The 22,919-nt window shown below is 65.3% G+C and carries 24 protein-coding genes; 8 read left to right on the top strand and 16 right to left on the bottom strand.

Annotation, left to right across the window (positions count from 1 at the left end):
* Window positions 1-26: 26 nt before the first annotated feature.
* Complete coding sequence (locus ACVILH_RS12365; protein WP_456713126.1) at window positions 27-1,577, bottom strand: glycerol-3-phosphate dehydrogenase; 1,551 nt, start codon at window positions 1,575-1,577, stop codon at window positions 27-29.
* Between the two features lie 147 nt (window positions 1,578-1,724).
* Complete coding sequence (locus ACVILH_RS12360; RefSeq protein ID WP_456713125.1) at window positions 1,725-4,424, bottom strand: sensor domain-containing protein; 2,700 nt, start codon at window positions 4,422-4,424, stop codon at window positions 1,725-1,727.
* A gap of 212 nt (window positions 4,425-4,636) precedes the next feature.
* On the opposite strand from ACVILH_RS12360, the gene ACVILH_RS12355 reads away from it, so the two are divergent.
* On the top strand, window positions 4,637-5,740 hold the full coding sequence (locus ACVILH_RS12355; RefSeq protein ID WP_456713124.1) for an NAD(P)/FAD-dependent oxidoreductase: 1,104 nt from the start codon (window positions 4,637-4,639) through the stop codon (window positions 5,738-5,740).
* Between the two features lie 174 nt (window positions 5,741-5,914).
* Here ACVILH_RS12355 and ACVILH_RS12350 read toward each other — a convergent pair whose 3' ends face one another.
* On the bottom strand, window positions 5,915-6,100 hold the full coding sequence (locus ACVILH_RS12350; protein ID WP_456713123.1) for a YdcH family protein: 186 nt from the start codon (window positions 6,098-6,100) through the stop codon (window positions 5,915-5,917).
* A gap of 291 nt (window positions 6,101-6,391) precedes the next feature.
* Here ACVILH_RS12350 and ACVILH_RS12345 point away from each other — a divergent pair, with 291 nt between their 5' ends.
* The 3 genes from ACVILH_RS12345 to ACVILH_RS12335 all read left to right on the top strand — a co-directional run bounded on the left by ACVILH_RS12345 (window position 6,392) and on the right by ACVILH_RS12335 (window position 7,285).
* Window positions 6,392-6,598 (top strand): YdcH family protein, encoded by a 207-nt coding sequence (locus tag ACVILH_RS12345; protein ID WP_006612194.1) that lies wholly within the window; start codon window positions 6,392-6,394, stop codon window positions 6,596-6,598.
* A gap of 149 nt (window positions 6,599-6,747) precedes the next feature.
* Complete coding sequence (locus ACVILH_RS12340) at window positions 6,748-6,960, top strand: hypothetical protein (protein WP_456713122.1); 213 nt, start codon at window positions 6,748-6,750, stop codon at window positions 6,958-6,960.
* A gap of 73 nt (window positions 6,961-7,033) precedes the next feature.
* Window positions 7,034-7,285 (top strand): hypothetical protein, encoded by a 252-nt coding sequence (locus ACVILH_RS12335; RefSeq protein ID WP_456713121.1) that lies wholly within the window; start codon window positions 7,034-7,036, stop codon window positions 7,283-7,285.
* Window positions 7,286-7,305: 20 nt separating this feature from the next.
* On the opposite strand, the gene ACVILH_RS12330 is transcribed toward ACVILH_RS12335, so the two are convergent.
* Window positions 7,306-7,977 (bottom strand): GGDEF domain-containing protein, encoded by a 672-nt coding sequence (locus tag ACVILH_RS12330; RefSeq protein WP_456713120.1) that lies wholly within the window; start codon window positions 7,975-7,977, stop codon window positions 7,306-7,308.
* A gap of 149 nt (window positions 7,978-8,126) precedes the next feature.
* On the opposite strand from ACVILH_RS12330, the gene purE reads away from it, so the two are divergent.
* The 3 genes from purE (at window position 8,127) to rpsU (ending at window position 10,190) form a co-directional block, all read left to right on the top strand.
* Window positions 8,127-8,615 (top strand): 5-(carboxyamino)imidazole ribonucleotide mutase, encoded by a 489-nt coding sequence (purE, locus tag ACVILH_RS12325; protein ID WP_456713119.1) that lies wholly within the window; start codon window positions 8,127-8,129, stop codon window positions 8,613-8,615.
* A complete protein-coding gene (locus tag ACVILH_RS12320) occupies window positions 8,612-9,721 on the top strand; it encodes a 5-(carboxyamino)imidazole ribonucleotide synthase (protein WP_456713118.1) in 1,110 nt (369 codons plus the stop codon). The genes purE and ACVILH_RS12320 overlap by 4 nt, the downstream gene beginning before the upstream one ends.
* Window positions 9,722-9,887: 166 nt before the next feature.
* Window positions 9,888-10,190 carry a 30S ribosomal protein S21 gene (gene rpsU, locus ACVILH_RS12315; RefSeq protein ID WP_006612200.1) on the top strand — a complete coding sequence of 101 codons (303 nt, stop codon included), beginning with the start codon at window positions 9,888-9,890 and terminating at the stop codon, window positions 10,188-10,190.
* Window positions 10,191-10,393: 203 nt separating this feature from the next.
* Here the strand turns inward: rpsU and ACVILH_RS12310 are convergent, their stop codons facing one another.
* The 12 genes from ACVILH_RS12310 to ACVILH_RS12255 all read right to left on the bottom strand — a co-directional run bounded on the left by ACVILH_RS12310 (window position 10,394) and on the right by ACVILH_RS12255 (window position 21,262).
* The gene (locus tag ACVILH_RS12310; protein WP_456713117.1) at window positions 10,394-11,296 is read right to left on the bottom strand and encodes a hypothetical protein; all 903 of its coding nucleotides are present in this window, start codon (window positions 11,294-11,296) and stop codon (window positions 10,394-10,396) included.
* A 238-nt stretch (window positions 11,297-11,534) separates the two neighbouring features.
* Window positions 11,535-11,819 (bottom strand): cupin domain-containing protein, encoded by a 285-nt coding sequence (locus tag ACVILH_RS12305; RefSeq protein ID WP_434832062.1) that lies wholly within the window; start codon window positions 11,817-11,819, stop codon window positions 11,535-11,537.
* A gap of 15 nt (window positions 11,820-11,834) precedes the next feature.
* Window positions 11,835-12,932 (bottom strand): calcium:proton antiporter, encoded by a 1,098-nt coding sequence (locus ACVILH_RS12300; protein ID WP_456713116.1) that lies wholly within the window; start codon window positions 12,930-12,932, stop codon window positions 11,835-11,837.
* Window positions 12,933-13,009: 77 nt separating this feature from the next.
* Entirely contained in the window at window positions 13,010-14,347 is a 1,338-nt protein-coding gene (locus tag ACVILH_RS12295) for a sodium:proton antiporter (protein WP_456713115.1), read from the bottom strand.
* A gap of 97 nt (window positions 14,348-14,444) precedes the next feature.
* Window positions 14,445-15,245, bottom strand: a complete 801-nt coding sequence (locus ACVILH_RS12290; RefSeq protein ID WP_456713114.1) for an alpha/beta hydrolase — start codon at window positions 15,243-15,245, stop codon at window positions 14,445-14,447.
* An 18-nt stretch (window positions 15,246-15,263) separates the two neighbouring features.
* The gene (locus ACVILH_RS12285) at window positions 15,264-16,661 is read right to left on the bottom strand and encodes an NAD(P)(+) transhydrogenase (Re/Si-specific) subunit beta (protein WP_456713113.1); all 1,398 of its coding nucleotides are present in this window, start codon (window positions 16,659-16,661) and stop codon (window positions 15,264-15,266) included.
* A 58-nt stretch (window positions 16,662-16,719) separates the two neighbouring features.
* Window positions 16,720-17,037: a proton-translocating transhydrogenase family protein gene (locus tag ACVILH_RS12280; protein WP_006612207.1), complete on the bottom strand. Its 318-nt coding sequence runs from the start codon at window positions 17,035-17,037 to the stop codon at window positions 16,720-16,722.
* A 23-nt stretch (window positions 17,038-17,060) separates the two neighbouring features.
* Entirely contained in the window at window positions 17,061-18,188 is a 1,128-nt protein-coding gene (locus tag ACVILH_RS12275) for a Re/Si-specific NAD(P)(+) transhydrogenase subunit alpha (protein ID WP_456713112.1), read from the bottom strand.
* A gap of 141 nt (window positions 18,189-18,329) precedes the next feature.
* Window positions 18,330-18,482 carry an aa3-type cytochrome c oxidase subunit IV gene (locus ACVILH_RS12270; RefSeq protein WP_006612209.1) on the bottom strand — a complete coding sequence of 51 codons (153 nt, stop codon included), beginning with the start codon at window positions 18,480-18,482 and terminating at the stop codon, window positions 18,330-18,332.
* An 84-nt stretch (window positions 18,483-18,566) separates the two neighbouring features.
* Window positions 18,567-18,983 carry a type II toxin-antitoxin system death-on-curing family toxin gene (locus ACVILH_RS12265; RefSeq protein WP_456713111.1) on the bottom strand — a complete coding sequence of 139 codons (417 nt, stop codon included), beginning with the start codon at window positions 18,981-18,983 and terminating at the stop codon, window positions 18,567-18,569.
* On the bottom strand, window positions 18,980-19,204 hold the full coding sequence (locus ACVILH_RS12260; RefSeq protein ID WP_006612211.1) for an AbrB/MazE/SpoVT family DNA-binding domain-containing protein: 225 nt from the start codon (window positions 19,202-19,204) through the stop codon (window positions 18,980-18,982). The genes ACVILH_RS12265 and ACVILH_RS12260 overlap by 4 nt, the downstream gene beginning before the upstream one ends.
* An 81-nt stretch (window positions 19,205-19,285) precedes the next feature.
* Window positions 19,286-21,262 carry a M3 family oligoendopeptidase gene (locus ACVILH_RS12255; RefSeq protein ID WP_456713110.1) on the bottom strand — a complete coding sequence of 659 codons (1,977 nt, stop codon included), beginning with the start codon at window positions 21,260-21,262 and terminating at the stop codon, window positions 19,286-19,288.
* 120 nt (window positions 21,263-21,382) lie between these two features.
* Between ACVILH_RS12255 and ACVILH_RS12250 the strand changes: the two genes are divergently transcribed.
* On the top strand, window positions 21,383-22,879 hold the full coding sequence (locus ACVILH_RS12250) for a sigma-54-dependent transcriptional regulator (protein WP_456713109.1): 1,497 nt from the start codon (window positions 21,383-21,385) through the stop codon (window positions 22,877-22,879).
* The last annotated feature ends 40 nt before the right edge of the window (window positions 22,880-22,919 follow it).

The raw sequence follows: 22,919 nt of genomic DNA, 5'->3' as shown, positions 1-22,919 counted from the left end.
CTCACAATGGCGCGGCGCAGCGCAAGCTAGCCGCCGATCGACTGCAGCTCAACCGTACGGGCCCGGCTATCCCCGTCCCCTTCACGTGCAACAGACCCGCTCCGGCCGCTGGCGACGGTGACCATGAAGGCGTTGAGGGCGTCGCGCTCGGCGGCTGACATGGTCAGCCCGAGCTTGGTCCGCCGCCAGAGCACGTCATCGGCAAACCGAGCCCATTCCCTGGTCATGAGATAGCGAACCTCGGCCTCCGTCAGATGTGCCCCGAAAGCCTGGCCGAGATCGGCGCGGCTTCGGGCATCGCCCAGGATCTCTGTGATCCGCGTGCCGTAGGCGCCGACGAGGCGGCGCGCCTCGGCTTCGTCGAGGAAGCGCCAGCGATCCCGAGCGTCGTCGACGAGGTCCTCGAAACGCTCCCAGGCGAAGTCACCGCCGGGCAGCGGCGCGCCTGCCGTCCAGCACGGCGACATCGAACGGAACCGTGCGAGCCGCAACACCGCCTGCTCGGCACGGCGCCGCGCAGTGGTGACGTCGCCGCCGCACAGCGTGAGCAGCGGCGCCCTGCCCCGGCCCGCATCGAGGCTGACGACCGTTTCCATCTGCCGGCCGTCGTCGCCCTTCATCAGCATCATGTTGGCGCCGGAGATCGTCCTGAGTGCATCGACCGGCTGGATGTCGGAGCGGAAATAGCGATTGGCGGCCTTGCAGAGATAGCTGACATCCGCGGCCGGCATGGCCACGACCGCGGGATCGCCGCTGAATGGATGGGCCACCGTTCCGATCAGCGTGAACTCCCGCTCATAGGGTTGGGCGAAGATCAGCCGTCCGTCGGAGTTCTGGAACACGTAGACCGCGTCGACATCGAACAGCTTGGGCACGACGATCTGGCCGACCTGCCGTGCCGCCACGCGCGGCGGCCGCTGGCGCAGCACGGTCTCTGCGGTCGAGACGCTCCAGGCGCCCGTCGCATTGGCGAGGGCGTGCGCGGTGATGATGCGGCGATGACCGCGGTCGATGATCGCCAGACGCCAGATGCGATCGCGGTCCGCGCGGATGCAGCGGGCGCCGGTCCTGACATCGGCGCCGCGCTCGGCGGCATCGAGTGCCGTCAGCACGACCAGGCGGGAATCGTCGACGACGCAGTCGGAATATTCGAACGCCGTGCCGAACGGACGCTTCAGCGCGTCGCCGACCGGATGATGGGTGACGTCGAGCGTCGCTGCGGCCGGCAGGCGGTTGCGCGTCGCGAGACGATCATACAGCCAGAGCCCGGTGCGCAACTGCCACTGCGGCCGTTCGTTGGCGTGGGCGGGAATCGCGAAGCGAACCGGGCGCACGACATGCGGCGCAATCGTCAGCCACACATCACGTTCGGCGAGCGCCCGGCGCACGCGCAGGAAGCCGCGGCGCTCCAGCGCAGCGAGATCGCCATGCACCAGCCTGGATGTCGCAGACGACGCGGCGCCGCCAAGATCGCCCTGCTCGATCAGGATGACGCGCAAGCCACGGCCCGCCGCATCGCGCGCGAGGCTGACGCCGTTCAGACCGCCACCGATGATTGCGAGATCGTAGTCCGCCATGCTGCCCAAATCTTCGAGCGTGTCAGGACGCGGGATCGTAGACCTCGGTCACTGATTCTCGTAGCGGCGGAGCTGTGAGATGAGCGGATAAATCGGCGCTGTTGCGCGGCAGCCTCTGACCGCAATCCTACGGTGAGGCGTGCTCGGTCAGCCGGTCTTGCGCACGGTCGCGACGAGATCGTCATGCGCGCGGCCGACGACGCCGTCATATTTGTCGATCGGCAAGGGCTTGCCGAGCAGGTAGCCCTGGACGGAGTCGCAGCCCTGCTCGGCGAGGAAGCCGAGCTGCTCCGGCGTCTCGACGCCTTCGGCAACGATCGACATGTTCATGCCGTGGCCAAGTCCGATCACCGCACGAATGATCGCGGCCGATTGCGGGTTGCGGCCGAGATTCATGACGAAGGCGCGATCGATCTTGATCTTGTCGAACGGGAACGCCTGCAGATAGCTGAGCGACGAGTAGCCGCTGCCGAAATCGTCCATCGAGACGCGGACGCCGAGCGCCTTCAGCCGGCGCAGCAGCGAGACGCCGCGGTCGAAATCCTCGATCAGCACGCCCTCGGTGATCTCGAGCTCGAGCCGTCCGGGCGAGAGCCCGGTCTCCAGCAGGATCGAATGCACCAGCGCGACGAGATCGCCATGGACGAACTGGGCCGGCGACAGGTTGACGGCGACTTGCAGCGGCTTCGGCCATGACGCCGCCTCGCGGCAGGCCTCGCGCAGGATCCACTCCCCCATCTCGACAATCAGGCCGCTCTCTTCCGCGAGCGGAATGAAGTCGCTCGGCGGCACGAAGCCGCGGACCGGATGCTGCCAGCGCGCCAGCGCCTCGAAGCCGATGATCTCGCTGGAATCGACGGTGCGGCCCGAGCTCGCCTGCGGCTGGAAGTACAACGACAGCTCGCCATTCTTGATCGCGACCGAGAGCTCCTGGTGCAGCACGCGGCGGTCGCGGATCTGCTGGTCCATCTCCGGCTCGTAGAAGGTGATGCTGCCGCGGGCCTTGGCCTTGGCGCGAAACAAGGCGGCACCGGCATTGGCGAGCAGCGACGCCGGATCCGAGCCGTTGTGCGGGAACACCGAGATGCCGGTGGTCAGCGCGGTGCGGATCGACTTGCCGTCGATCTGGAATTCGACGGCAATCGCCTCCGCCAGCTGTTCGGCGAGCGCCCTGCCCGCCTCCGGCTGCTTGCCGTCGATGATCAATCCAAACTCATCGCCGGACAGGCGCGCGACGACGCCGCCGCGGGCGACGGTGTGAACGCGGCGGGCGACCTCGATCAGGAGCTTGTCGCCGATGGCATGGCCGAAGACGTCGTTGACATCCTTCAGCGCCTTGAGGTCGACGTTCAGGACGGCGAATTCCTCGTCGGAGTCCCGGCACGCCTCGATCATCTGGCTCAGCGCCTGCAGGAAGGCGGCGCGGTTCGGCAGGTCGGTTAGGCCGTCATGATAGGCCATGTGCGCCATCCGCGATTCGGTCTGGCGCCGGTCGGTCACGTCCTCATAGGTCTTGATCAGATATTGCGGCTCGCCGCTGTCGCCGAGCACCGTCACCCGCCGGGTCAGGAACAGGCGCAGGCCGTCCTTGGTCGAGATCGGATGCTCCTCGGTCATCAGGCTGCGCTTCTTGATCGCCGCCTCGTCGCGCGCGATGATCAGCCGGGCCTCGCGCGGATTGAAGATATCCGCCGCCGTCAGGCCGGTGGCCTCCTCACGCTTGCGGTTGAGGATGATCTCGGCGCTGCGGTTGGCGAGCAGATAGCGGCCGTCATTGACGCTCTCGACGATCAGCGACACCGGGATGTTGTCGACGATCAGCTCGAGGAACTTCTTGGTGTCCTCCAGCTCGCGCCCGAGCGAGCGGCGCTCGGTGGCATCGTCGAACACCGAGATGAGGAATTGCGGCTTGCCGCTGTCGTTGCGGACCACGACGCGGTTGGAATCCAGGATGAGCTGCTTGCGGCCGCGCTGGATGACCAACTCGCTGCGGTGAGACGTGTCCGGGGCCAGAGTCGCCGCCCGGTCGGCCGCCTCGATGTTGGCGGCCGTCTCGGCGGAGAACAGGTCGCGCGCAAGGTTGCCGACGATGCGCTCGCGCGGAATGCGCGAGAACTCCTCGAACGCGCGGTTGGCGAACACGTAGCGGCCGTCCTCGATGGTCTTGGCGGCGACGCAGACCGGAACATGGTTCAGCACCGATTCCAGGAACTGCTTGGTCGAGGCCAGCTCGTCCTCGAGCTTGCGCTGCACCGTGCAATCCTCATGGATGCCGATCGACCCGCCATTCGGCAGCCGGAAGATCTTGGCGCGCACCGCCCGTCCGCCGGGCATTTCGGTCAGGCAGCCCTCGGGCTCGCGCGCCTGCCGCGCATAGTCCTCCACCGACATCGTGAGCAGGCCGCGCTGCCGCCGCAGCTCGACCAGGTCCCGGCCGGTGCAGCCCGGCGGAATGTCGGCGCGGCTCATGCCGTAGATCTCGAGGAAGCGGTGGTTGTAGAACACGACGCGGTTGGCGGCGTCGGTGAGCATCAGCCCCTGGCTGAGATTATTCAGGGCCGAGCTGATGAAGGCGTTGCGCCGAAGCTCGGCGCGCCGGGTGCGCCGCAACGCCTGATGAATCCAGATCACGACCGACGCCAGGAACGCGCAGACGACGATGCCGCCGATCAGCACCTCCCAGAGCACATCGGGTTCGACGCTGCCGAGATAGAATGAGGGGGAAAAACCGGGCGAGGCAGCCCATCCGCACGCCGGCGTCCCGGCCGTCATGGCGGCCACCGAGGCCGCAACGACACGCGCCGGAAACGCGCTTCGGTCGCTCGCCTGCCAAAACTTGCCAGCCATCAATCACCCGCGGTATCCGGATGGCATTCTCTGGCCCGACCGGTTGGGATCGGGTAAACGGTTTCGGCAAACTTCGAAAAAGACGAAGCAAATTCGGGCGATGACCTCCTATGATGAATGGTTTGCTAAGCAGCGGCGTGCTTGGCATGAAGGTTCCGCCCACCGCCGATTGCAGAGAGCCGTGACCTCCCGGGATTGTTTCAGGAACGCGTATGGAAAAGGTTGATTGCGTCGTCGTCGGTGCGGGCGTGGTGGGACTTGCGATTGCCCGCCAGCTGGCCAGAGCGGGCCGCGAGGTCATCGTCCTCGAGGCGGCCGAGGACATCGGCACCGTCACGTCATCTCGCAACAGCGAGGTGATTCATGCCGGCATCTATTACAAGGCCGGCAGCCTGATGGCCCGCTTCTGCGTCAGCGGCAAGCGCATGCTGTACCGCTATTGCGACGAGCATGGTGTTCCCTACCGCAATTGCGGCAAGCTGATCGTGGCCACGAGCCCGGCGGAGACCGAGAAGCTGAATGGCATCCGCGCCCATGCCGAGGCGAACGGCGTCGAGGGCATGCGGCTTCTGACCGGCGCCGAGGCGAAGGCGATGGAGCCGGCGCTGGCCTGCGAGGCCGCGCTGCTGTCACCCTCGACCGGAATCCTCGACAGCCACGCCTTCATGCTGTCGCTGCGCGGCGAGATCGAGGATGCCGGCGGCGCCTTGGCCTTCCATACCCCGCTGCTGCGCGCCAAGGCGGTCGACGGCGCGATCGAGCTCGATGCCGGCGGCGAGCAGCCGATGACGCTGTCCTGTCAGTTGCTCGTCAACGCCGCCGGCCTCAGCGCCCCCGCGGTCGCCCGCCTGATCGAGGGCATGCCGCCGGACCAGGTGCCGACCGCCTATCTCGCCAAGGGCAATTACTTCAGTTGCAGCGCCAAGGCGCCGTTCAGCCGGTTGATCTATCCGGTTCCCGAGCCCGGTGGGCTCGGCGTCCATCTCACGCTCGACATGGCGGGCCAGGCCCGCTTCGGTCCCGATGTCGAGTGGATCGAGTCCATCGACTACACGGTCGACCCCACGCGCGCCGAACGCTTCTATCCGGCGATCCGCAGATATTGGCCGACACTGCCCGATGGTGCGCTGATGCCGAGCTACTCCGGCATCCGGCCGAAGATCGTGCCGCCCGCGGTGGCATCGCAGGATTTCGTTATCCAGGGACCACGCGATCACGGCGTGACGGGATTGATCAATCTGTTCGGAATTGAATCGCCCGGGCTGACGTCGTCGCTGGCGATTGCCGCTCATGTCGGTGAGCTCGCCGCGAACTAACAATTGATAGGCATCGGAATCGTGGACGCCCCGCGGACAATCCGTCCACGCTAGCAGGATACGGCAGCCGGTCGCGATGTCAGCCTATCTGTCAAGTTGCGTCTGGGATGGTGCGATCACCATCCCAGCACGCTCAGTATTGAGCTCGGAAGTACCGTCGGTCGTCGTCACAAGTCAGTGAAGCGTCTCGGTCGTGACCTGTCTCAAACGCTCAATCTCATCCTTCACCATCAGTTTGCGTCGCTTCAGCTCGGCAATGCGCAGATCGTCTGTCGATGGATGCACGAGGGCTTCATGCAATTCGTTTTCAAGAACTTTATGCTTACGCTCCAGTTCAACGAGATGCGCCTGAAGGGCCATTCGAAACCTCCTTGGTAGGTGAACCTGAGATTCGACCAGGGCCATTGAGTGTACACAAGTCCCTTGACCTGTCGATGGGGCCAAAAGACCGCACATGCAGATTTGAGCGCCGTGCGTAACGAAGCGTGAGCGGATGCGGACGATTCTTCAGGGCGCGCCAACCTGAAATTCACGGGACAGCCGCAGAGATCCGGGGGCTCGCGGCTTGCTTATCAGCTTCGCAAGCGCAATATTCGCCACCGCCTTTCGCAGGGCTTCCCACTTCCTTCCGCTTTTTTGCTATCATAGATCATGGCTGACCAAGACGAGCGCGAACTGCAGGCCGAACTCGCGCGCCTGCAGCAGGAGCACCGCGACCTCGACGCAGCGATCGATGCCTTGCATCTGTCGCCTGCGCCCGATTTGTTGCGGCTGCAACGGCTGAAGAAGCGGAAGCTCATGCTGCGCGATCGGATCGCCTTCATCGAAGACCAGATTACGCCTGACATCATCGCGTGACGCGAAGCGTCAGCGCTCGTGTCCTATTGAAGCGGATTGGTGGGGATGCCCACGAACCCGTCTTGACAAAATGGAACAAAACAAGAACAATAAAACCGTCCCTCGCAGACCCCCGACCGCAAGGTCCTGCCAGCGCCAAGGATGGTTCGATGCCCACCTCGTTCTCTCCGCAAGACCGCCTCTACGAACAAGCCTGCGATCAGGCCATCGCGATGTGCGACGGCAATCTGCGCTCCACGATCAAGGCCCTGATCATGGCCAACGAATATCTCGAGCTGGAGCTGTTGGAGCTGCGCGCGGCCATCGCCTGCGGCTGCATGCCGAACACCGCCACGGACGAAGCGCAGAGCAGCGCGGCCTGAGCCGCACGGCGCGCTCACAAAGGATCTTTGCCGCATCTGCTTGGAGTATCGACAGCACCAGGAGGATGATGCCATGCCTGACGTGACCTACTACGTCGCCATGCCCTTCAGGCGAGACGACATGGGCGCCGTGATCCCCGGGACGGCCGAGGAATGCCAGAGCTCGACAGCGGCGCTGCGCCGCGCCGAGGCGATGTCGCGGCTGCCGGACAATATCGGTGCCATCGCCTTCAGCCGCAGCGGGGATCCCTTGATGGGCGAGTTCAGCGATGCGCGGCTGCTGCGCACATTCGGCGAGCTGCCCGACGATCTCGGTGAGCTCTGATCGAGCCGCGACGCGCGGGCTCAAGCCCGGACGTCATGCCGCCGCTGCGCCTTGCGGATGTACATCGCGCGATCGGCTTCCTCGAGCGCACGCACCGGGTTGACGCGCTTGTCCAGTAGCGCGACCCCGGCAGAGGCCCCTGCACGGACGGTCTGGTCGCCGAAGGTGAAGCTCAGCCCGTCGATCGCCTCCTCCAACGCGGCCGCCTTGGCGCGCGCATCGGTCTCGCTGAGGTGCCAGAGCAGCACGCCGAACTCGTCGCCGCCGAGGCGGCCGATCACGTCGGAGGACCGAACCTGCTCGCCCAGCACGCGCGCGACCGCCTTCAGAACCACGTCGCCTGCGGCATGACCAAACGTGTCGTTGATCGGCTTGAGGCGATCGACATCGAGCACGACCAGGGCGCCGGTCGCGTCATAGCGCTTGATGAAGGCGATCGAGCGGTGCAGCTCGCGGGCGAAGCCACGGCGGTTGAAGATGTCGAGCAGGAAGTCGCGCTCGGCGGTGGCCGTCAGCTCCGCGATGCGGGCCTCGGCCGCGGCCAGCTCGGCCTTGAGGCGGCGGATGGTCTGACGGGCGCCGGCCGGCGCGGCGGCGGTCGCCGGCGGGCGGGCGCGGGACGAAGCCTTGCGATGGTATCGAGGTCCGCGCTTCGTGGCCGGTCCAACCTTCTTGATACGCTTCTTTTTCATCCTGGACCTAAACGCGCCACGGTTTGGACTTGCCGGGTTTAACCAAGACAGGATAGTCCATTCAGACCTCCATGCCATGGCTTGCCGCTGTCGGGACCGATCCTATACTCCGGCCCATGCTGATGGATTCCCGAGAAGAATTGAGGTCCATGACCGCCCCGATCGCCATCATCATGGGAAGCCAGTCGGACTGGGATACCATGCGCCATGCCGCCGAGACACTCGGCGCGCTCGGCGTGAGCTATGACGCCCGCATCGTCTCGGCGCACCGCACGCCCGACCGGCTGTACGCGTTTGCCAAGGGCGCCAAGGCCGCCGGCTTCAAGGTCGTGATCGCCGGCGCCGGCGGGGCCGCCCATTTGCCGGGAATGACCGCGTCGTTGACGGAGCTGCCGGTGTTCGGCGTTCCCGTGGAATCCAAGGCGCTGTCGGGGGTCGATTCCCTCTACTCGATCGTGCAGATGCCCGCCGGTATTCCCGTGGGAACGCTGGCCATCGGCAAATCGGGCGCGATCAATGCGGCGCTGCTGGCCGCGAGCGTGCTCGCTCTGTCCGATCCGGGGCTGGCCGAACGCCTGTCGGCGTGGCGCCAGGCCCAAACCGATGCGATCGCCGAACGTCCGGAGGGCGCGGCGTGACCGGCTCCAATCGGGTCAAGCTGAAGCCCGGCGACACCATCGGCATTCTCGGCGGCGGCCAGCTCGGCCGCATGCTGGCGCTGGCCGCGGCCCGCCTCGGGCTGCGCTGCCAGGTGTTCTCGCCGGATCCGGACTCGCCGGCCTTCGACGTGGTCCTGAACGCGACCTGCGCCGAATATGCCGACGTCGAGGCGCTGGAGCTGTTCGCCAACGACGTCGACGTCGTGACCTACGAGTTCGAGAACGTCCCGTCAGCAGCGGCCATGGTGCTCGCGGCGCGCCGTCCCGTGCTGCCGAGCCGCTCCGCGCTGGAGACCACCCAGGACCGGCTGATCGAGAAGGATTTCATCACCTCGCTCGGCATCCGCACCGCCAATTATGCCGATGTCTCCTCGCTCGCGACCCTGCGCGAGGCGGCGTTCCGGCTCGGCCTGCCGGCCGTGCTGAAGACCCGGCGGTTCGGCTATGACGGCAAGGGCCAGGTCAAGATTCGCCAAGGCGATGACCTCGAGCGGATCTGGGCCGAGCTCGGCACCAAATCGGCGATTTTGGAGGCTTTCGTGCCGTTCGAGCGCGAGATCTCGGTCGTCGCAGCGCGCGCCGCCGATGGCCAGGTCGAGTGCTTCGATGTCACCGAGAACGAGCACCGCGACCACATTCTGAAGGTTTCACGCGCCCCGGCCAGCATTCCCGATGCGCTCGCGGATGAAGCCCGGGACATCGCCAGCCGAATCGCCACGGCGCTGGATTATGTCGGCGTGCTGGCGGTCGAGATGTTCGTCGTCACCAGCGGTCCCAATCCCGGCGTGCTGGTCAACGAGATCGCCCCCCGGGTGCATAATTCCGGCCATTGGACCCTCGATGGCGCCTCGATCTCCCAGTTCGAGCAGCATATCCGGGCGATTGCCGGCTGGCGGCTGGGCAAGCCGCTGCGCCATGGTCACGTCACGATGACCAACCTGATCGGCGACGAGATCGACACCTATGAGCAATGGCTGACGGTTCCCGGCGCCACCGTGCACCTCTACGGCAAGGGGGCTGCCCGTCCCGGCCGCAAGATGGGGCACGTCACCCAGGTCTCGCCGCTGCCGCCGCGGCAGGGCTGAAATAAACCGCCTCGGCCGCGTTAAACTTGCGGTCATGAGCCCGCCAGCGGGTGGACAGCCGGGGACTCCTCTGATACATGGGCGCGCTCAAGGTTAAGGGCGCGGCCATTTGCCAGCCCTGGCTTCACCAGATTTCAAACCGATAGACTGAGAAAGAGGATGCCGCGTGCAGGTTCTCGTTCGCGATAACAATGTCGATCAAGCCCTCAAGGCGCTCAAGAAGAAGATGCAGCGCGAGGGCATTTTCCGCGAGATGAAGCTCCGCGGCCATTACGAGAAGCCCTCTGAGAAGAAAGCCCGCGAGAAGGCCGAAGCCGTGCGCCGCGCGCGCAAGCTGGCCCGCAAGAAGCTGCAGCGCGAAGGCCTGCTGCCGATGAAGCCGAAGCCGGTGTTCGGCGCTGGCGCCGGTGGCGACCGTGGCGCTGGCCGTGGTCCGGGTGCAGGCGCCCGCCCCGGCGCGCCGCGCTGATCCGCACGATCATCTGCTGAGTTGAAAAGCGCGGGCCTTGGGCTCGCGTTTTTGTTTGTTGGTCGCCTGTTTCTCGGCGGCACGGCTGGGATGAGCGGTCACGCAGTCGCGACAGGCTATTGGCGCGGCTGACGGTCAAAGAAAAAGCGGCAGACCGGACGGTCTACCGCTTCGCAGATCAGCTCACGGATGGATGCCGCCGATTACTTCGGCAGCACCGAGTGGAACACTGACTTGGCCGCGGACATCATGTCCTGCGCCACGGTCGACATCTGATCCTTGATCGACGGATCCTTCTCCGCCCGCAGATCGAGCGGGCGCAGCTGCTGCGCCGGAATCTCGGCCGGAGGCGTCGGCCGACCATCGGGCTGCACCGATCCCGTGTAGGCCGGGTTCGGCGCCGACGGCATCACGAAGCCCTGCTCCGCCGGCGGGGCCGACACCGTCACAGGCGGCGGCAACGGGCGAACCGGCGACACAGGCGGCGCAGCCGTCACGACGCGCGGCGTCTCGGTGGACGGCTTCTCTGCCGCTGCCCTGTCAGTCGATCCCTTTCCAGCGCCCTCGCTCGCCCGCAGCCGCTCGATCGCAGCGCGCGCGAGGTCGGCCGCATCGCGACGCTCCTCCGGCTGTGCCGCCGGCGTCTCGGCGGGGGTGCCCCGAGCAATCAGCTTCTCGCGCGGCGATGTCGTATGGCGCGCAGCCGGCGTCTCGGCCGGAAGGCTCGCCGCCTCCGTCGGCTTCACCTCGACCGATTTCTCGGCAGCCTTGTCGGTCAGCGACTTCTCCGACACGCCCTTCGCCTTGATCCCCGGCGCAGGAACGCTGGACGGCGCCGCCGCGGTCTCGGCTGGCTTGGCATCGGGCTTAGTGCCATCAGCCGGCTTGTCTGCGGATTTGTCGGCCGCCTTCGGCACCTCGCCCTTGTGCGCATCAGCCTTGGAGCCGGTCAGCTTGGCATAGGCAGCCGATGCCACGGCCGCCACCGTCGAAGGCGGGGCGTCGGGCTTGGTATTGATGTAGTGATTGACGATGTAGGCCCCGATGATGGTGGCGAGCACCGAGGGGATGATCTCCAGAGCAAACTTCGTGAGATATTTCAGCATGCTGACCACTCCCGCGCGGTATTTGCGGGAACTTTGAGGCACAATTAAGGGACCATTCCCCACTCTCCGCGGCCCGTATCGGTGCGAGGCGCGCCCGGACCAACCGCGAAAAGTCGTTTTCCTGAAAGCCTTTGAGACCGAAGCCGTGCTGCAATCCGAGACCGCTCGGACGCCGCCGCAGCTTTCCGGATCACCGGCTTAAGTTACCACAATCAGCGGCATGCCGGTAAACAAATGGTTAGGGCTTGAGCTCAACCTCGAGGAAAACGATCTCGGAACCGGTCTCGTTCAGCACATCGTGTTCGACCCCGGCTTTGCGGAAGTAGGATTTCCCGACTGCGAGCTGCGCCTTGGAGCGCTCGCCCGACGGCGCCACGATCGTCATCTCCCCCGCGGTCACGGGAACGATGACGTAATCCATCTCATGGACATGGCGTCCCGTCGCGCTGCCCGGCGCCAGCCGCCACTCGGTGACCCGAACCTCGGGCGTATCGACCTGGACGTCGGATTGGGCGCTGAGCATGGAGATCTTTCTCAATCAGGGCACGAAGAGCAGAAAGAGGAATATCGCGAACACGACCATGTGCACCAGCCCGAACAGAATGTTCGTTCTGCCGGTGCCGAAGGTCAGCATGCTCAGGACGAAGGTCAGGACCAGCAGCACCATGCCCTGGGCGTCCAGGCCGAGCACGAGCTGCTTGTCGAGCGCATAGGCCGCTACCGCCACGGCCGGAATCGTCAGACCGATGGTGGCGAGCGAGGAGCCGAGGGCGAGGTTGATGCTCTTCTGCAGATCGTTGGCGCGGGCGGCCGAGATCGCGGCGACGCTCTCCGGCAGCAGGATCAACAGCGCCACCAGCACGCCGGCGACAGCGGGAGGCGAGCCGGTGGCCGCAACGCCGGCATCGACCACCAGCGAAAACTTCTTGGCGAGCAGCACGACCGCCAGCAGCGCCACCAGCAGCAGCCCGACGCTGAGCATCAGCTTCGCCCGTGGCAGCCGGATGGCGTCGTCACTGAAGCCGGTCGAGCTGCCGACGAAATAGTCCCGGTGGCGCGTGGTCTGCGTGTACAGAAACACGGCATAGAGCAGGATCGTGACGACGCTGACAAAGGCCAGTTGCGCCGCCGAATATACCGGGCCGGGCGTGGTCAGCGTATAGTTCGGCAGCACCAGCGTGATGGTCGCCATCGTGAACAGCACGCTGAGATACAGGTTTGCGCCGGACACGAGGACATCCTGCTCGCGATAGCGCAGGCCGCCGATGAAGACGCAGATGCCGACCAGCCCGTTGCAAACGATCATCACGACGGCAAAGACGGTGTCGCGCGCCAGCGCAGGCGCTGACTTGTCGCCGAGCATGATGGTGGCGATCAACGCCACTTCGATGATCGTGACCGCCAGCGTCAGGAGCAGCGTTCCCAACGGCTCGCCGATCTCATGGGCGATCACCTCGGCATGATGCACGGCGGCGAACACCGTCCCGAACAGGATGACCAGAAGCACCGCGGCGAACACCAGGCCGGCTGCCGAGGGTGTGAAATCATAGTGGGTCAACGTGACAACTATGACCAGCGTCACCGCCAATCCGGGAAAGATCACCGATGATGCCGGCGTCGCGCCCTGCACGCTCATGATTCGCGCTCCTCGATCTGTCGTGGACTATGCGCGACGGCGCGCCGACCGTCACCTATGGAGCCGCGGCGGCGCTATCAGTCCGGGCTGAGCAGCGGATGGATCGGCAGCACCGTGAGCAGCAGGAATAGCGGGATGAGCACGGCCGCGGCGCGCAGCATGTAGCCGAAGAAGCTCGGCATGCGGATGCCGCGCTCATTGGCAATCGCCGCCACCATGAAGTTTGGTGCATTCCCGATATAGGTCAGCGCGCCCATGTAGACCGCTCCCATCGAGATCGCGGCAAGCGTTCCCGAGAGCTGGCCCATCAGCACCTTGGGGTCGCCGCCGGCGAGCTCGAAAAACAGGAGATAGGTCGGCGCATTGTCGAGGAAGGCCGACATCAGCCCGGTGAACCAGAAATAGGCGACCTCGCGCGGCGCCCCCGAAGGCGTCGTCACCGCGTTGAGGAGCCAGCCGAACGAGCCGTTGTGGCCGGCATTCAGCATGGCGATGACCGGAATGATCGCCGTGAAGATCGCGGCAAACAGCTTGGCGACCTCGCGGATCGGCTCCCAATTGAAGCCATTGGCCTCGCGGTGCTCGTCCGGCGTCAGCCAGAGCGAGAGGCCCGCGATCCCCAGCAGGACGGCATCGCGGACGAGGTTCTGGAGCTCGAGATGCGTGCCGACGATATCGAAGGAGATGCCGGGCTTCCAGGTCGCCGAGACCAGCGTGTTAGCAACGATGGCTGCGATCAGGACGACGTTGACGAGGCCGCGGATGCGGACGGGCTCCTTCGTGCCTGCCCCGCCCGAGACAGGCTTCTCCTGACGGAAGCGCCACGTGTCGATGACAGCAAAGGCCGCAAGCGCCAATCCGGCGACGATCGCGGTCTGCAGCCAGATATTGCGCGTGGTCCAGAAGAAATCGACGCCGCGCAGGAAGCCGACGAACAGCGGCGGATCGCCGAGCGGGCTCAGCGCGCCGCCGACATTGGCGGCAAGGATGATGAAGAAGATCATCACATGAACGTTGTGAGGCCGCGGCAGATTGGCGCGGATCAGCGGGCGAACCAGGATCATCGCAGCGCCGGTGGTGCCGACGATGCTCGCGATGATCGTGCCCAGCGCGAGAATGGCCGTATTGGTCGCCGGCGTGCCCCTGATGTCGCCGCTCACGAGAATGCCGCCGGCTACGGTGAAAAGCGCGAACAGCAGCACGATGAAGCTGAGATATTCGGCAAGGAGGGCATGGACAAATGCGGCCAGCGCCGTCCCGAGCCCGGCCTGCCAGGTCAGCGCGGCCAGCGTCCCCACAGCCCAGGCCGCAGCGATCTTTCCGTAGTGGTGATGCCAGAACTTGGCGAACAGCAACGGACCGAGCGCGATCGACAGCAGCAATCCCGCGAAGGGCAGCGCGAACGGCCAGGTCATCGCTGCGCCGTTCAAGCCTTCCGCAGCATGCGCCTGCCCCGGCATGCATGCGACGACCGCGGCCGCGACGAGCAGCGCGGGCCGCCCGTGACCAGGACTACCGATCGTCGATAAAGCTCTTGGCTGTCTTGGTCGCACCAAAAAGATCCAGGTCGTTATGTCCGCCGTCGGGAAACCGTACGAAGCGCTTGGGGTCATGCGCAAGCGCGAACAAACGTTCCCCGAACCGGATCGAAATCGCCGGATCCCTTTCGCCGTGCATGATCAGGAGCGGCACATGCACACGGCCGATCCGCCGGTCGGAATGGAAGCTGTCACGCATCAGCAGGCTGACCGGAACGACCTTCAGCATCTCCGACGCGACATCGACCGTCGACGTATAGGGCGCCTCCAGGATCAGCTTGGCAATCGGATGCTCCGCAGCGATCGCCGTGGCCACGCCAGTGCCGAGTGAAAAGCCCCACACGACGATGCGCTCCGGATCATAGCACTCGCGCGTGAAAGCATAGGCGGCTGCGGCATCCTGTAGCAGGCCGGTCTCACTCGGGCTTCCAGTGGAGCCCGCATAGCCGCGATAGGACAGCGCGACCAGGCCGGTGCCGTCGGCCGTCAGCGCCTTGAAGCGCGAGACCACGCCGGCCAGGAAATCGCCATTGCCGGGGAAATACAGCACGACCTTGCGGCCGGGCTGCGCCGGCACGTGCCAGATGATGACCTTCTCGCCGTCGGCCGAGGTCAGCACGTGCTCTTCAGCTTGCGCGAAACCGGCAGCGGCGGGCGCGATGCGGCCGACGGGCGGGATCGGAAACAGCATCGCGCGCTGGCGCACGAACAGCACCGCGAGCACGGTGGCGTAGATCGCCACCACGACGATCAGGAGCCATTTCAGAAACGTCATGGCTCCTGACAGCAACAACTACATCGCCTTGACGATGTTCTCGGTCATCTTCTTGGCGTCGCCGAGCAGCATCATCGTGTTGTCGCGGTAGAACAGCGGATTGTCGATGCCGGCATATCCCGACGCGAGCGAGCGCTTGATGAACATCACCGTGCCGGCCTTCCAGACCTGCAGCACGGGCATGCCGTAGATCGGCGAGGTCTTGTCCTCCTCGGCCGCCGGATTAGTGACGTCGTTGGCGCCGATCACGAAGGCCACGTCGGCCTGGGCGAATTCCGAGTTGATGTCCTCGAGCTCGAACACCTCGTCATAGGGCACGTTCGCTTCGGCCAGCAGCACGTTCATATGGCCGGGCATGCGGCCTGCGACCGGGTGAATCGCGTACTTCACCTCGACGCCTTCCTTCTTCAGGGTGTCGGCCATCTCGCGCAGCGCGTGCTGGGCCTGCGCAACCGCCATGCCGTAGCCGGGGACGATGATCACCTTGGAGGCGTTCTTCATGATGAAGGCCGCGTCGTCAGCCGAGCCGAGCTTGGCCGGCTTCTGCTCGCCGGTCGCGGCGCCTGCCGAGGCGGTCTCGCCGCCGAATCCGCCGAGAATGACCGAGATGAAGGACCGGTTCATCGCGTGGCACATGATATAGGACAGGATCGCGCCGGAGGAGCCGACCAGCGCGCCGGTGATGATCAGCGCGGAATTGCCGAGCGTGAAGCCGATGCCGGCAGCGGCCCAGCCGGAATACGAGTTCAGCATCGAGATCACGACCGGCATGTCGGCGCCGCCAATCGGGATGATCATCAGCACGCCGAGCGCCAGCGCCAGGATCGTGACCATGAAGAAGTCGAAGCCGCCGCCGGTCAGCACGAGGCGCACGACGAAGAACACCAGCGCGACCGCGAGCGCGATGTTGATGACGTGACGCGCGGGCAGCATGATCGGCGCGCCGCTCATCCGTCCCGACAGCTTGAGGAAGGCGATGACGGAGCCGGTGAAGGTCAGCGCGCCGATGGCGACGCCGAGCGACATCTCGATCAGGCTCTGCGGATGGATGTTGCCGGGCGTGCCGATGTCGAACGCCTCAGGGGCAAAGAACGCGCCGGCGGCGACCAGCACCGCGGCCATGCCGACCAGCGAGTGGAAGGCAGCGACCAGCTCGGGCATCGCCGTCATCGGCACGCGGCGCGCGATGACTGCGCCGATGCCGCCACCGATTGCAACGCCGAGGATCACCAGGATCCAGGCGACGGCGTCAGCCGGCGGATGGCTCGCCAAGGTGGTGACGACGGCGATCGCCATGCCGACCATGCCGAACAGATTGCCCTGGCGGCTGGTGGCCGGGCTCGACAGCCCGCGCAGCGACAGGATGAACAGCACACCCGCCACGAGATAGAGGAGTGCCGACAGATTGGCGTTCATTGCAGATGCCCCGTTATGCCTGTCATCCCGCGTCGCGCGGCGTTGTTATGCGGCGTTGTTACTTGGACTTCTTCTTGTACATCGCCAGCATGCGCTGGGTGACGAGGAAGCCGCCGAAGATGTTCACGCAGGCGAAGATCAGCGCGATGAAGCCGAAGGCCCGCGCCAGACCGCTGCCGCTCGACACCATGGACACGCCGACGGCGAGCAGCGCGCCGACCACGATCACCGAGGAGATCGCGTTGGTCACCGACATCAGCGGCGTATGCAGCGCGGGAGTCACCGACCACACCACGAAGTAGCCGACGAAGACGGCGAGGACGAAGATCGAGAGCCGGAAGACGAAGGGATCGACGGCTTGGACGACATGTTCCATGGCTTTGCTCCTCAGGCCTTCAACTATGCCTTGGGCTGAAAATTCGGGTGGATGATGGCGCCGTCCTTTGTCAAAGCCGTGGCCTTGACCAGCTCGTCGTCCCAGTTCACCGCGAGCGTCTTTTCCTTCTTGTCGATCATCGTCTCGATGAAGGCCAAGAGGTTGCGGGCGTACAATCCCGACGCGGAGGCCGCGACACGGCCGGCGAGGTTTGGGAAGCCGATGATCTTGACGCCGTCGATCTCGACGGTCTCGCCGAGCTTGACGCCTTCGACGTTGCCGCCGCGCTCGACTGCAAGATCGACCAGCACCGAGCCGGGGCGCATCGACTTCACCATCTCCATGGTGACGAGGCGCGGCGCCGGACGACCGGGGATCAGCGCCGTCGTGATGATGACGTCCTGCTTCTTGATGTGTTCCGCCGTGAGCGCGGCCTGCTTGGCCTGATACTCTTTCGACATTTCCTTGGCGTAGCCGCCGGCGGTCTGGGCGTTCTTGAACTCCTCGTCCTCGACCGCCAGGAATTTCGCGCCGAGGCTCTCCACCTGCTCCTTGGTCGCCGGGCGCACGTCGGTTGCCGAGACGATGGCGCCGAGACGGCGCGCGGTCGCGATCGCCTGCAGACCGGCGACGCCGACGCCCATCACGAACACCTTGGTCGCCGGCACGGTGCCGGCCGCGGTCATCATCATCGGGAAGGCGCGGCCAAACGCCTCGGCGCCTTCGATGACCGCGCGATAGCCGGCGAGGTTCGCCTGGCTCGACAGCACGTCCATGACCTGGGCGCGGGTGATGCGCGGCATCAGCTCCATCGCGAAGGACGCGATGCCGGCATCGGCCATCGCCTTCAGCGCGGCGTCATTTCCATAGGGATCCATGATCGCGAATACCAGCGCGCCGCGGCGGTAATTGGCGAGCTCGGACGCCTCCGGCCGCTTCACCTTGATGATGATGTCAGCGTCCTTGAGTGCATCGGCACTCACCGTGGCACCCGCCGCCGTGAGCTCCGAATCCGGCAGGCCGGATTTGATGCCGGCGCCGGGCTCGACCGCGATCTCGGCGCCCAACGCCTTGAACTTCTTCACCGTGTCGGGAGAGGCCGCGACCCGCGGCTCCAACGGGTCGATTTCCTTGGCGACGGCAATCTTCATGAGGCCTCCGGCGCGGATGCGCGCGCGAGCTTAAAAACGGGCGGGACGTCGATGGCTTCAGCGCAACGCCTGGGTCAGCCATCGGCTGCGGCAGTCAGCTGAAGGCCCGCCGGCGGGGATGCCGGCGGGCCCAGTGCGAACTTAAACGAGGAAAATAGCCATCAAGATGACGATCAGGGCAACGCTGATCGTGCCGTACTTCACCAGCTTGATGAAGCCTTCATAGGTGGCCTCATGCGCCGCGTAGTCGTTGCCATCAGCCGTCGAGTAGGCGATCTCGCCATGGTTTGCCATCGGGGTCCCCCAGAGAACATTGCTTTGTTAAGGTCGCATACCCCAAAGCCAATGCAAGGGCAACGGCTGGCATGCAAGGCGGTTTTATCGGCTTTTCCGATCGCCTGATTGACCGGGCCAATTATCGCGAATCCAGCGCGTCAGGCTGGCCTCGCTGACCTCGCCGCCGGCGAGGGAGAGGATAACTGCCGTCGCCTGAGCCGGGTCCGGCGCGAACGCGATTTCGTTTCTGCGCAGAAACGTCATCATCGCCATGAAGGCGATGCGCTTGTTGCCGTCCACGAAGGCGTGGTTCTTGGCCAGTCCGAACGCATAGGCCGCGGCAAGCTCGGGCAGCGTCGCCTGCTCATAGCTCGATTTGTTGATCGGCCGCTCCAGCGCCGATCGCAGCATGCCTTCGTCGCGCAGTCCCGGCGCGCCACCGAAACGGCGCAACTGCCGGGCGTGGATCGCGATGGCCTGCTCGTAGGTGATCCACAGCGGCCCTTGTTGCTCGCTCATTTGGCGAGCGCGGCGAGGGTGTCGCGATACTCGTCCATGAGCTCGTCAGCGATCTCCATGGTCCGCTCGAAATCCGGATCGTAGGGCAGCGCCTGGAACCCGCCGCCGGGCAACTCGACGATGTGCAATTGCTGGCCGCGCTTGAGATCGAGCCGCTGCATCAGCTCGCGCGGCAGCAGCAGACCGTCGGAATTACCAATCTTCTTGATTTCGATTTTCATGGGAGGACCACTCCGAAAAAGGGCGAGTTATACAGATGTATAACGCGCCCTCTCGTTCCGTTCAACAAATGTTTTACACCCCTACCTCATCGCCTCCAGCTCGTCGATCATGCCGGCGATGACCGACAGGCCACCGTCCCAGAACTTGGGATCCTTGGCATCGAGGCCGAACGGCTTCAGCAGCTCGGAATAGTGCTTGGTGCCGCCGGCCGAGAGCATCGCGAGATAGCGCTCGGCGAAGCCGTCGGCGGCGTGCTCGTAGACGGCGTACAGCGAGTTCACGAGGCAGTCGCCGAACGCATAGGCGTAGACGTAGAACGGCGAATGGATGAAGTGCGGGATGTACATCCAGAAGTTCTCGTAGCCCGGCTTGATCTCGATCGCCTCGCCCAGGCTCTCGGTCTGCACCGACAGCCAGAGCTGCCCGAGCCGCTCGGCGGTGAGCTCGCCGTTCTTGCGCTCGGTATGCACCGCGCGCTCGAACGAATAGAACGCGATCTGCCGCACCACCGTGTTGATCATGTCCTCGACCTTGCCGGCGAGCAGCGCCTGGCGCTGCTTGGCGTCGCGGGTCTCCGACAGCAGCCGCTTGAAGGTGAGCATCTCGCCGAACACGCTCGCGGTCTCCGCGAGCGTCAGCGGCGTCGGCGCCATCAGCGCGCCGTTCTTCGCAGCCAGCACCTGATGCACGCCGTGGCCGAGCTCGTGCGCGAGCGTCATCACGTCGCGCGGCTTGCCCTGGTAGTTCATCAGCACATAGGGATGCGCCGACGGCGTGGTCGGATGCGAGAACGCGCCCGGCGCCTTGCCCGGACGCACCGGCGCATCGATCCAGCTGTCGTCGAAGAAGCGCTGCGCGATGTCGGCCATCTCGGGCGAGAAGCCGCGATAGGCCGTCAGCACCATGTTCTTCGCCTCCGGCCAGCCGATGGTCGCGTTGGCCGCGAAGGGCAGCGGCGCATTGCGGTCCCAATGCGCGAGCTTCTTCTTTTTGAACCAGCGCGCCTTGAGCTGATAGTAGCGATGCGACAGCTTTGGATAGGCTGATCGCACCGACGCGACCAGCGCGTCGACAACCTCGCGCTCGACGCGGTTGTTGAGGTGGCGGGAGTCCGCGACATCCTGGAAGCCGCGCCAGCGGTCGGAGATGTCCTTGTCCTTGGCGAGCGTGTTCGTGATCAGCGCAAAGGTGCGCTCATTGGCCTTGAAGGTCTTGGCCAGCGCCTCGGCGGCGGCCTTGCGCTTGGCGCCGTCGCGATCCTGCAGGAAGTTCAAGGTCGGCTCGATCGCGAGCTCCTTGCCCCCGACCTGGAAGCGCAGGCCGGCGATGGTCTGGTCGAACAGCCGGTTCCAGGCGGAATAGCCGGTCTGCGACTTCTCATGGAACAGCTGCTCGACGCGGTCTTCGAGCTGATACGGCTTGTCCTTGCGCAGATCCTCGATCCACGGGCGGTAATGGCCGAGCGCCGGATTTTCCATCGCGCGCTCGATCACCGCGTCATCGATGCGGTTGAGCTCGAGCGGGAAGAACAGCAGATGCGTCGAGGCCGCCGTCAGCCGCTCCGAAATGTCGCCGTAGAATTTGGAGATCGCGGGGTCGACGCTGTCGCCGGCATGGGCGAGACCCGCAAAAGAGCCGAGCCGTCCGGCGAGATCGTCAATCGCCTCATAGCGCCGCACGGCTCTCGCGAGCCATTCGCCGCCATCTTCGCGCGCCACATGCTCGGCGAGCTTGCCCTTGTAGTCGGTCTCAAACGCGACGCATTCGGCATCCATCTTCGCGAGATCGTGAGCGATCTCCGGCGCGTCGATGCCCATATAAAGGTCGCCGAGATTCCATTCGGGCAGCGCCCCGATTCCCGTCTTGGCCGCGACCATCTTCTTCGCCGGCTTGGCAGACGATTTGGCCGCCGCAGCACGCACGGACTTGGCGGCGGGCTTCGAGGTTTTGGCCGCGGCCTTCTTGGCCGGCTTGTTCGCCAGCTTGGCCTTGGCAGGTTTGGACGGAGGAGAAGCTTTGGTCGGCTTGCGAAGAGCGGAAGAGGCGCGCGAGGTCATCGGATGGGTAACCTGTTGTTCGAACGTTTATCCCGATCAGCGAGGTTTAAGGTTGCGTTAATCGGCGTCGGCGAGAGTGCCCCGATTCGAGACAGATAGTCGTAGCGTGCAAGGAAAGCCATGGCTGCCAGCATTTTGATTGCCGATGATGATCCGGTCCAGCGCCGGCTGGTGGAGAACATGGTGCAGAAATGCGGCTACGAGGCGGTCGTCGTCGAGACCGGCGATGCCGTGATCGAGAAGCTGACCAATCCCGATGCCGGCCCGATCGACGCGATCGTGCTCGATCTCGTGATGCCCGGCCTCGACGGCATGGGCGTGCTGTCCAAGATGCGCGAAGCGGGGATCTCCATTCCCGTGATCGTGCAGACCGCGCATGGCGGCATCGACAATGTCGTCTCCGCGATGCGCGCCGGCGCGCAGGATTTCGTCGTCAAGCCGGTCGGCATCGAACGTCTGCAGGTTTCGCTGCGCAACGCGCTCAACACCTCGGCGCTGAAGGGCGAATTGCAGCGCATCCGGCACAGCCGCGAAGGGCGGCTGACCTTCACCGATATCATCACCCGCGCCGAGGCGATGGCGCCGATCCTGCGCATCGCCGAGAAGGCCGCGGCGTCGTCGATCCCGGTCCTCATCGAGGGCGAATCAGGCGTCGGCAAGGAGTTGTTCGCCCGCGCCATCCACGGCACCAGCGAGCGCAAGAGCAAGCCGTTCGTCGCGGTGAATTGCGGCGCGATTCCGGACAATCTCGTGGAGTCGATCCTGTTCGGCCACGAGAAGGGCGCATTCACCGGCGCGACCGAGCGTCACACCGGCAAGTTCGTCGAAGCCCATGGCGGCACGCTGTTCCTCGACGAGGTCTCGGAGCTGCCGCTCACCGCGCAGGTGAAGCTCCTGCGCGCTCTGCAGGAGGGCGCCGTCGAGGCGGTCGGCGGCCGCAAGCCGGTCAAGGTCGACGTCCGCATCATCTCGGCGACCAATCGCCGCCTGCTCGATCGCGTCAAGGAAGGCCACTTCCGCGAGGACCTGTTCTACCGCCTGCACGTGCTGCCGCTGACGATCCCTCCGTTGCGCGCACGCCGCGAGGACATCCCACATTTGCTGCGGCATTTCCTGGCGCGCTTCGCTGCTGAGGAGAATCGCCCGGTGTCAGGCATCAGCGGCGAGGCCGTCGCCTATCTCACCAAGCTCGATTGGCCCGGCAACATCCGCCAGCTCGAGAATGCCGTCTATCGTGCGGTCGTCATGAGCGAGACCGATCAGCTCGGCGTCACCGATTTTCCGCTGATCCCGACGCATGCGCCGCCGATCGAGCCGGCGCCGCCCTTGATGGTCGAGCGCCCCGCTCACGCCACGCTGCCGGCGATGGTGCCGGGTAGTGAAGTACCCATCGCGCCCCTGCCCTCGCATGGCAGCCTGGCCATGCTGACAGCGGCCGGCGAGGTCCGCCCGCTGGAGGAGATGGAGCACGAGATCATCCGTTTCGCGATTGCCCATTACCGCGGCCAGATGTCGGAGGTCGCGCGGCGTCTCAAAATCGGACGCTCGACGCTGTATCGCAAGCTGGACGAGGCCACTGGCGAGACACAATCGACGGAGTCACCGCCGCTCGGATGATCCGCAGCCGTCCGAAAAACGCCGCAACCCTGCGCGACAG

The sequence above is a fragment of the Bradyrhizobium sp. USDA 4353 genome, assembly GCF_054063215.1.
The sequence above is the reverse complement of the archived record's forward strand: the minus strand, read 5'-3'. Positions and strand labels throughout refer to the sequence as shown.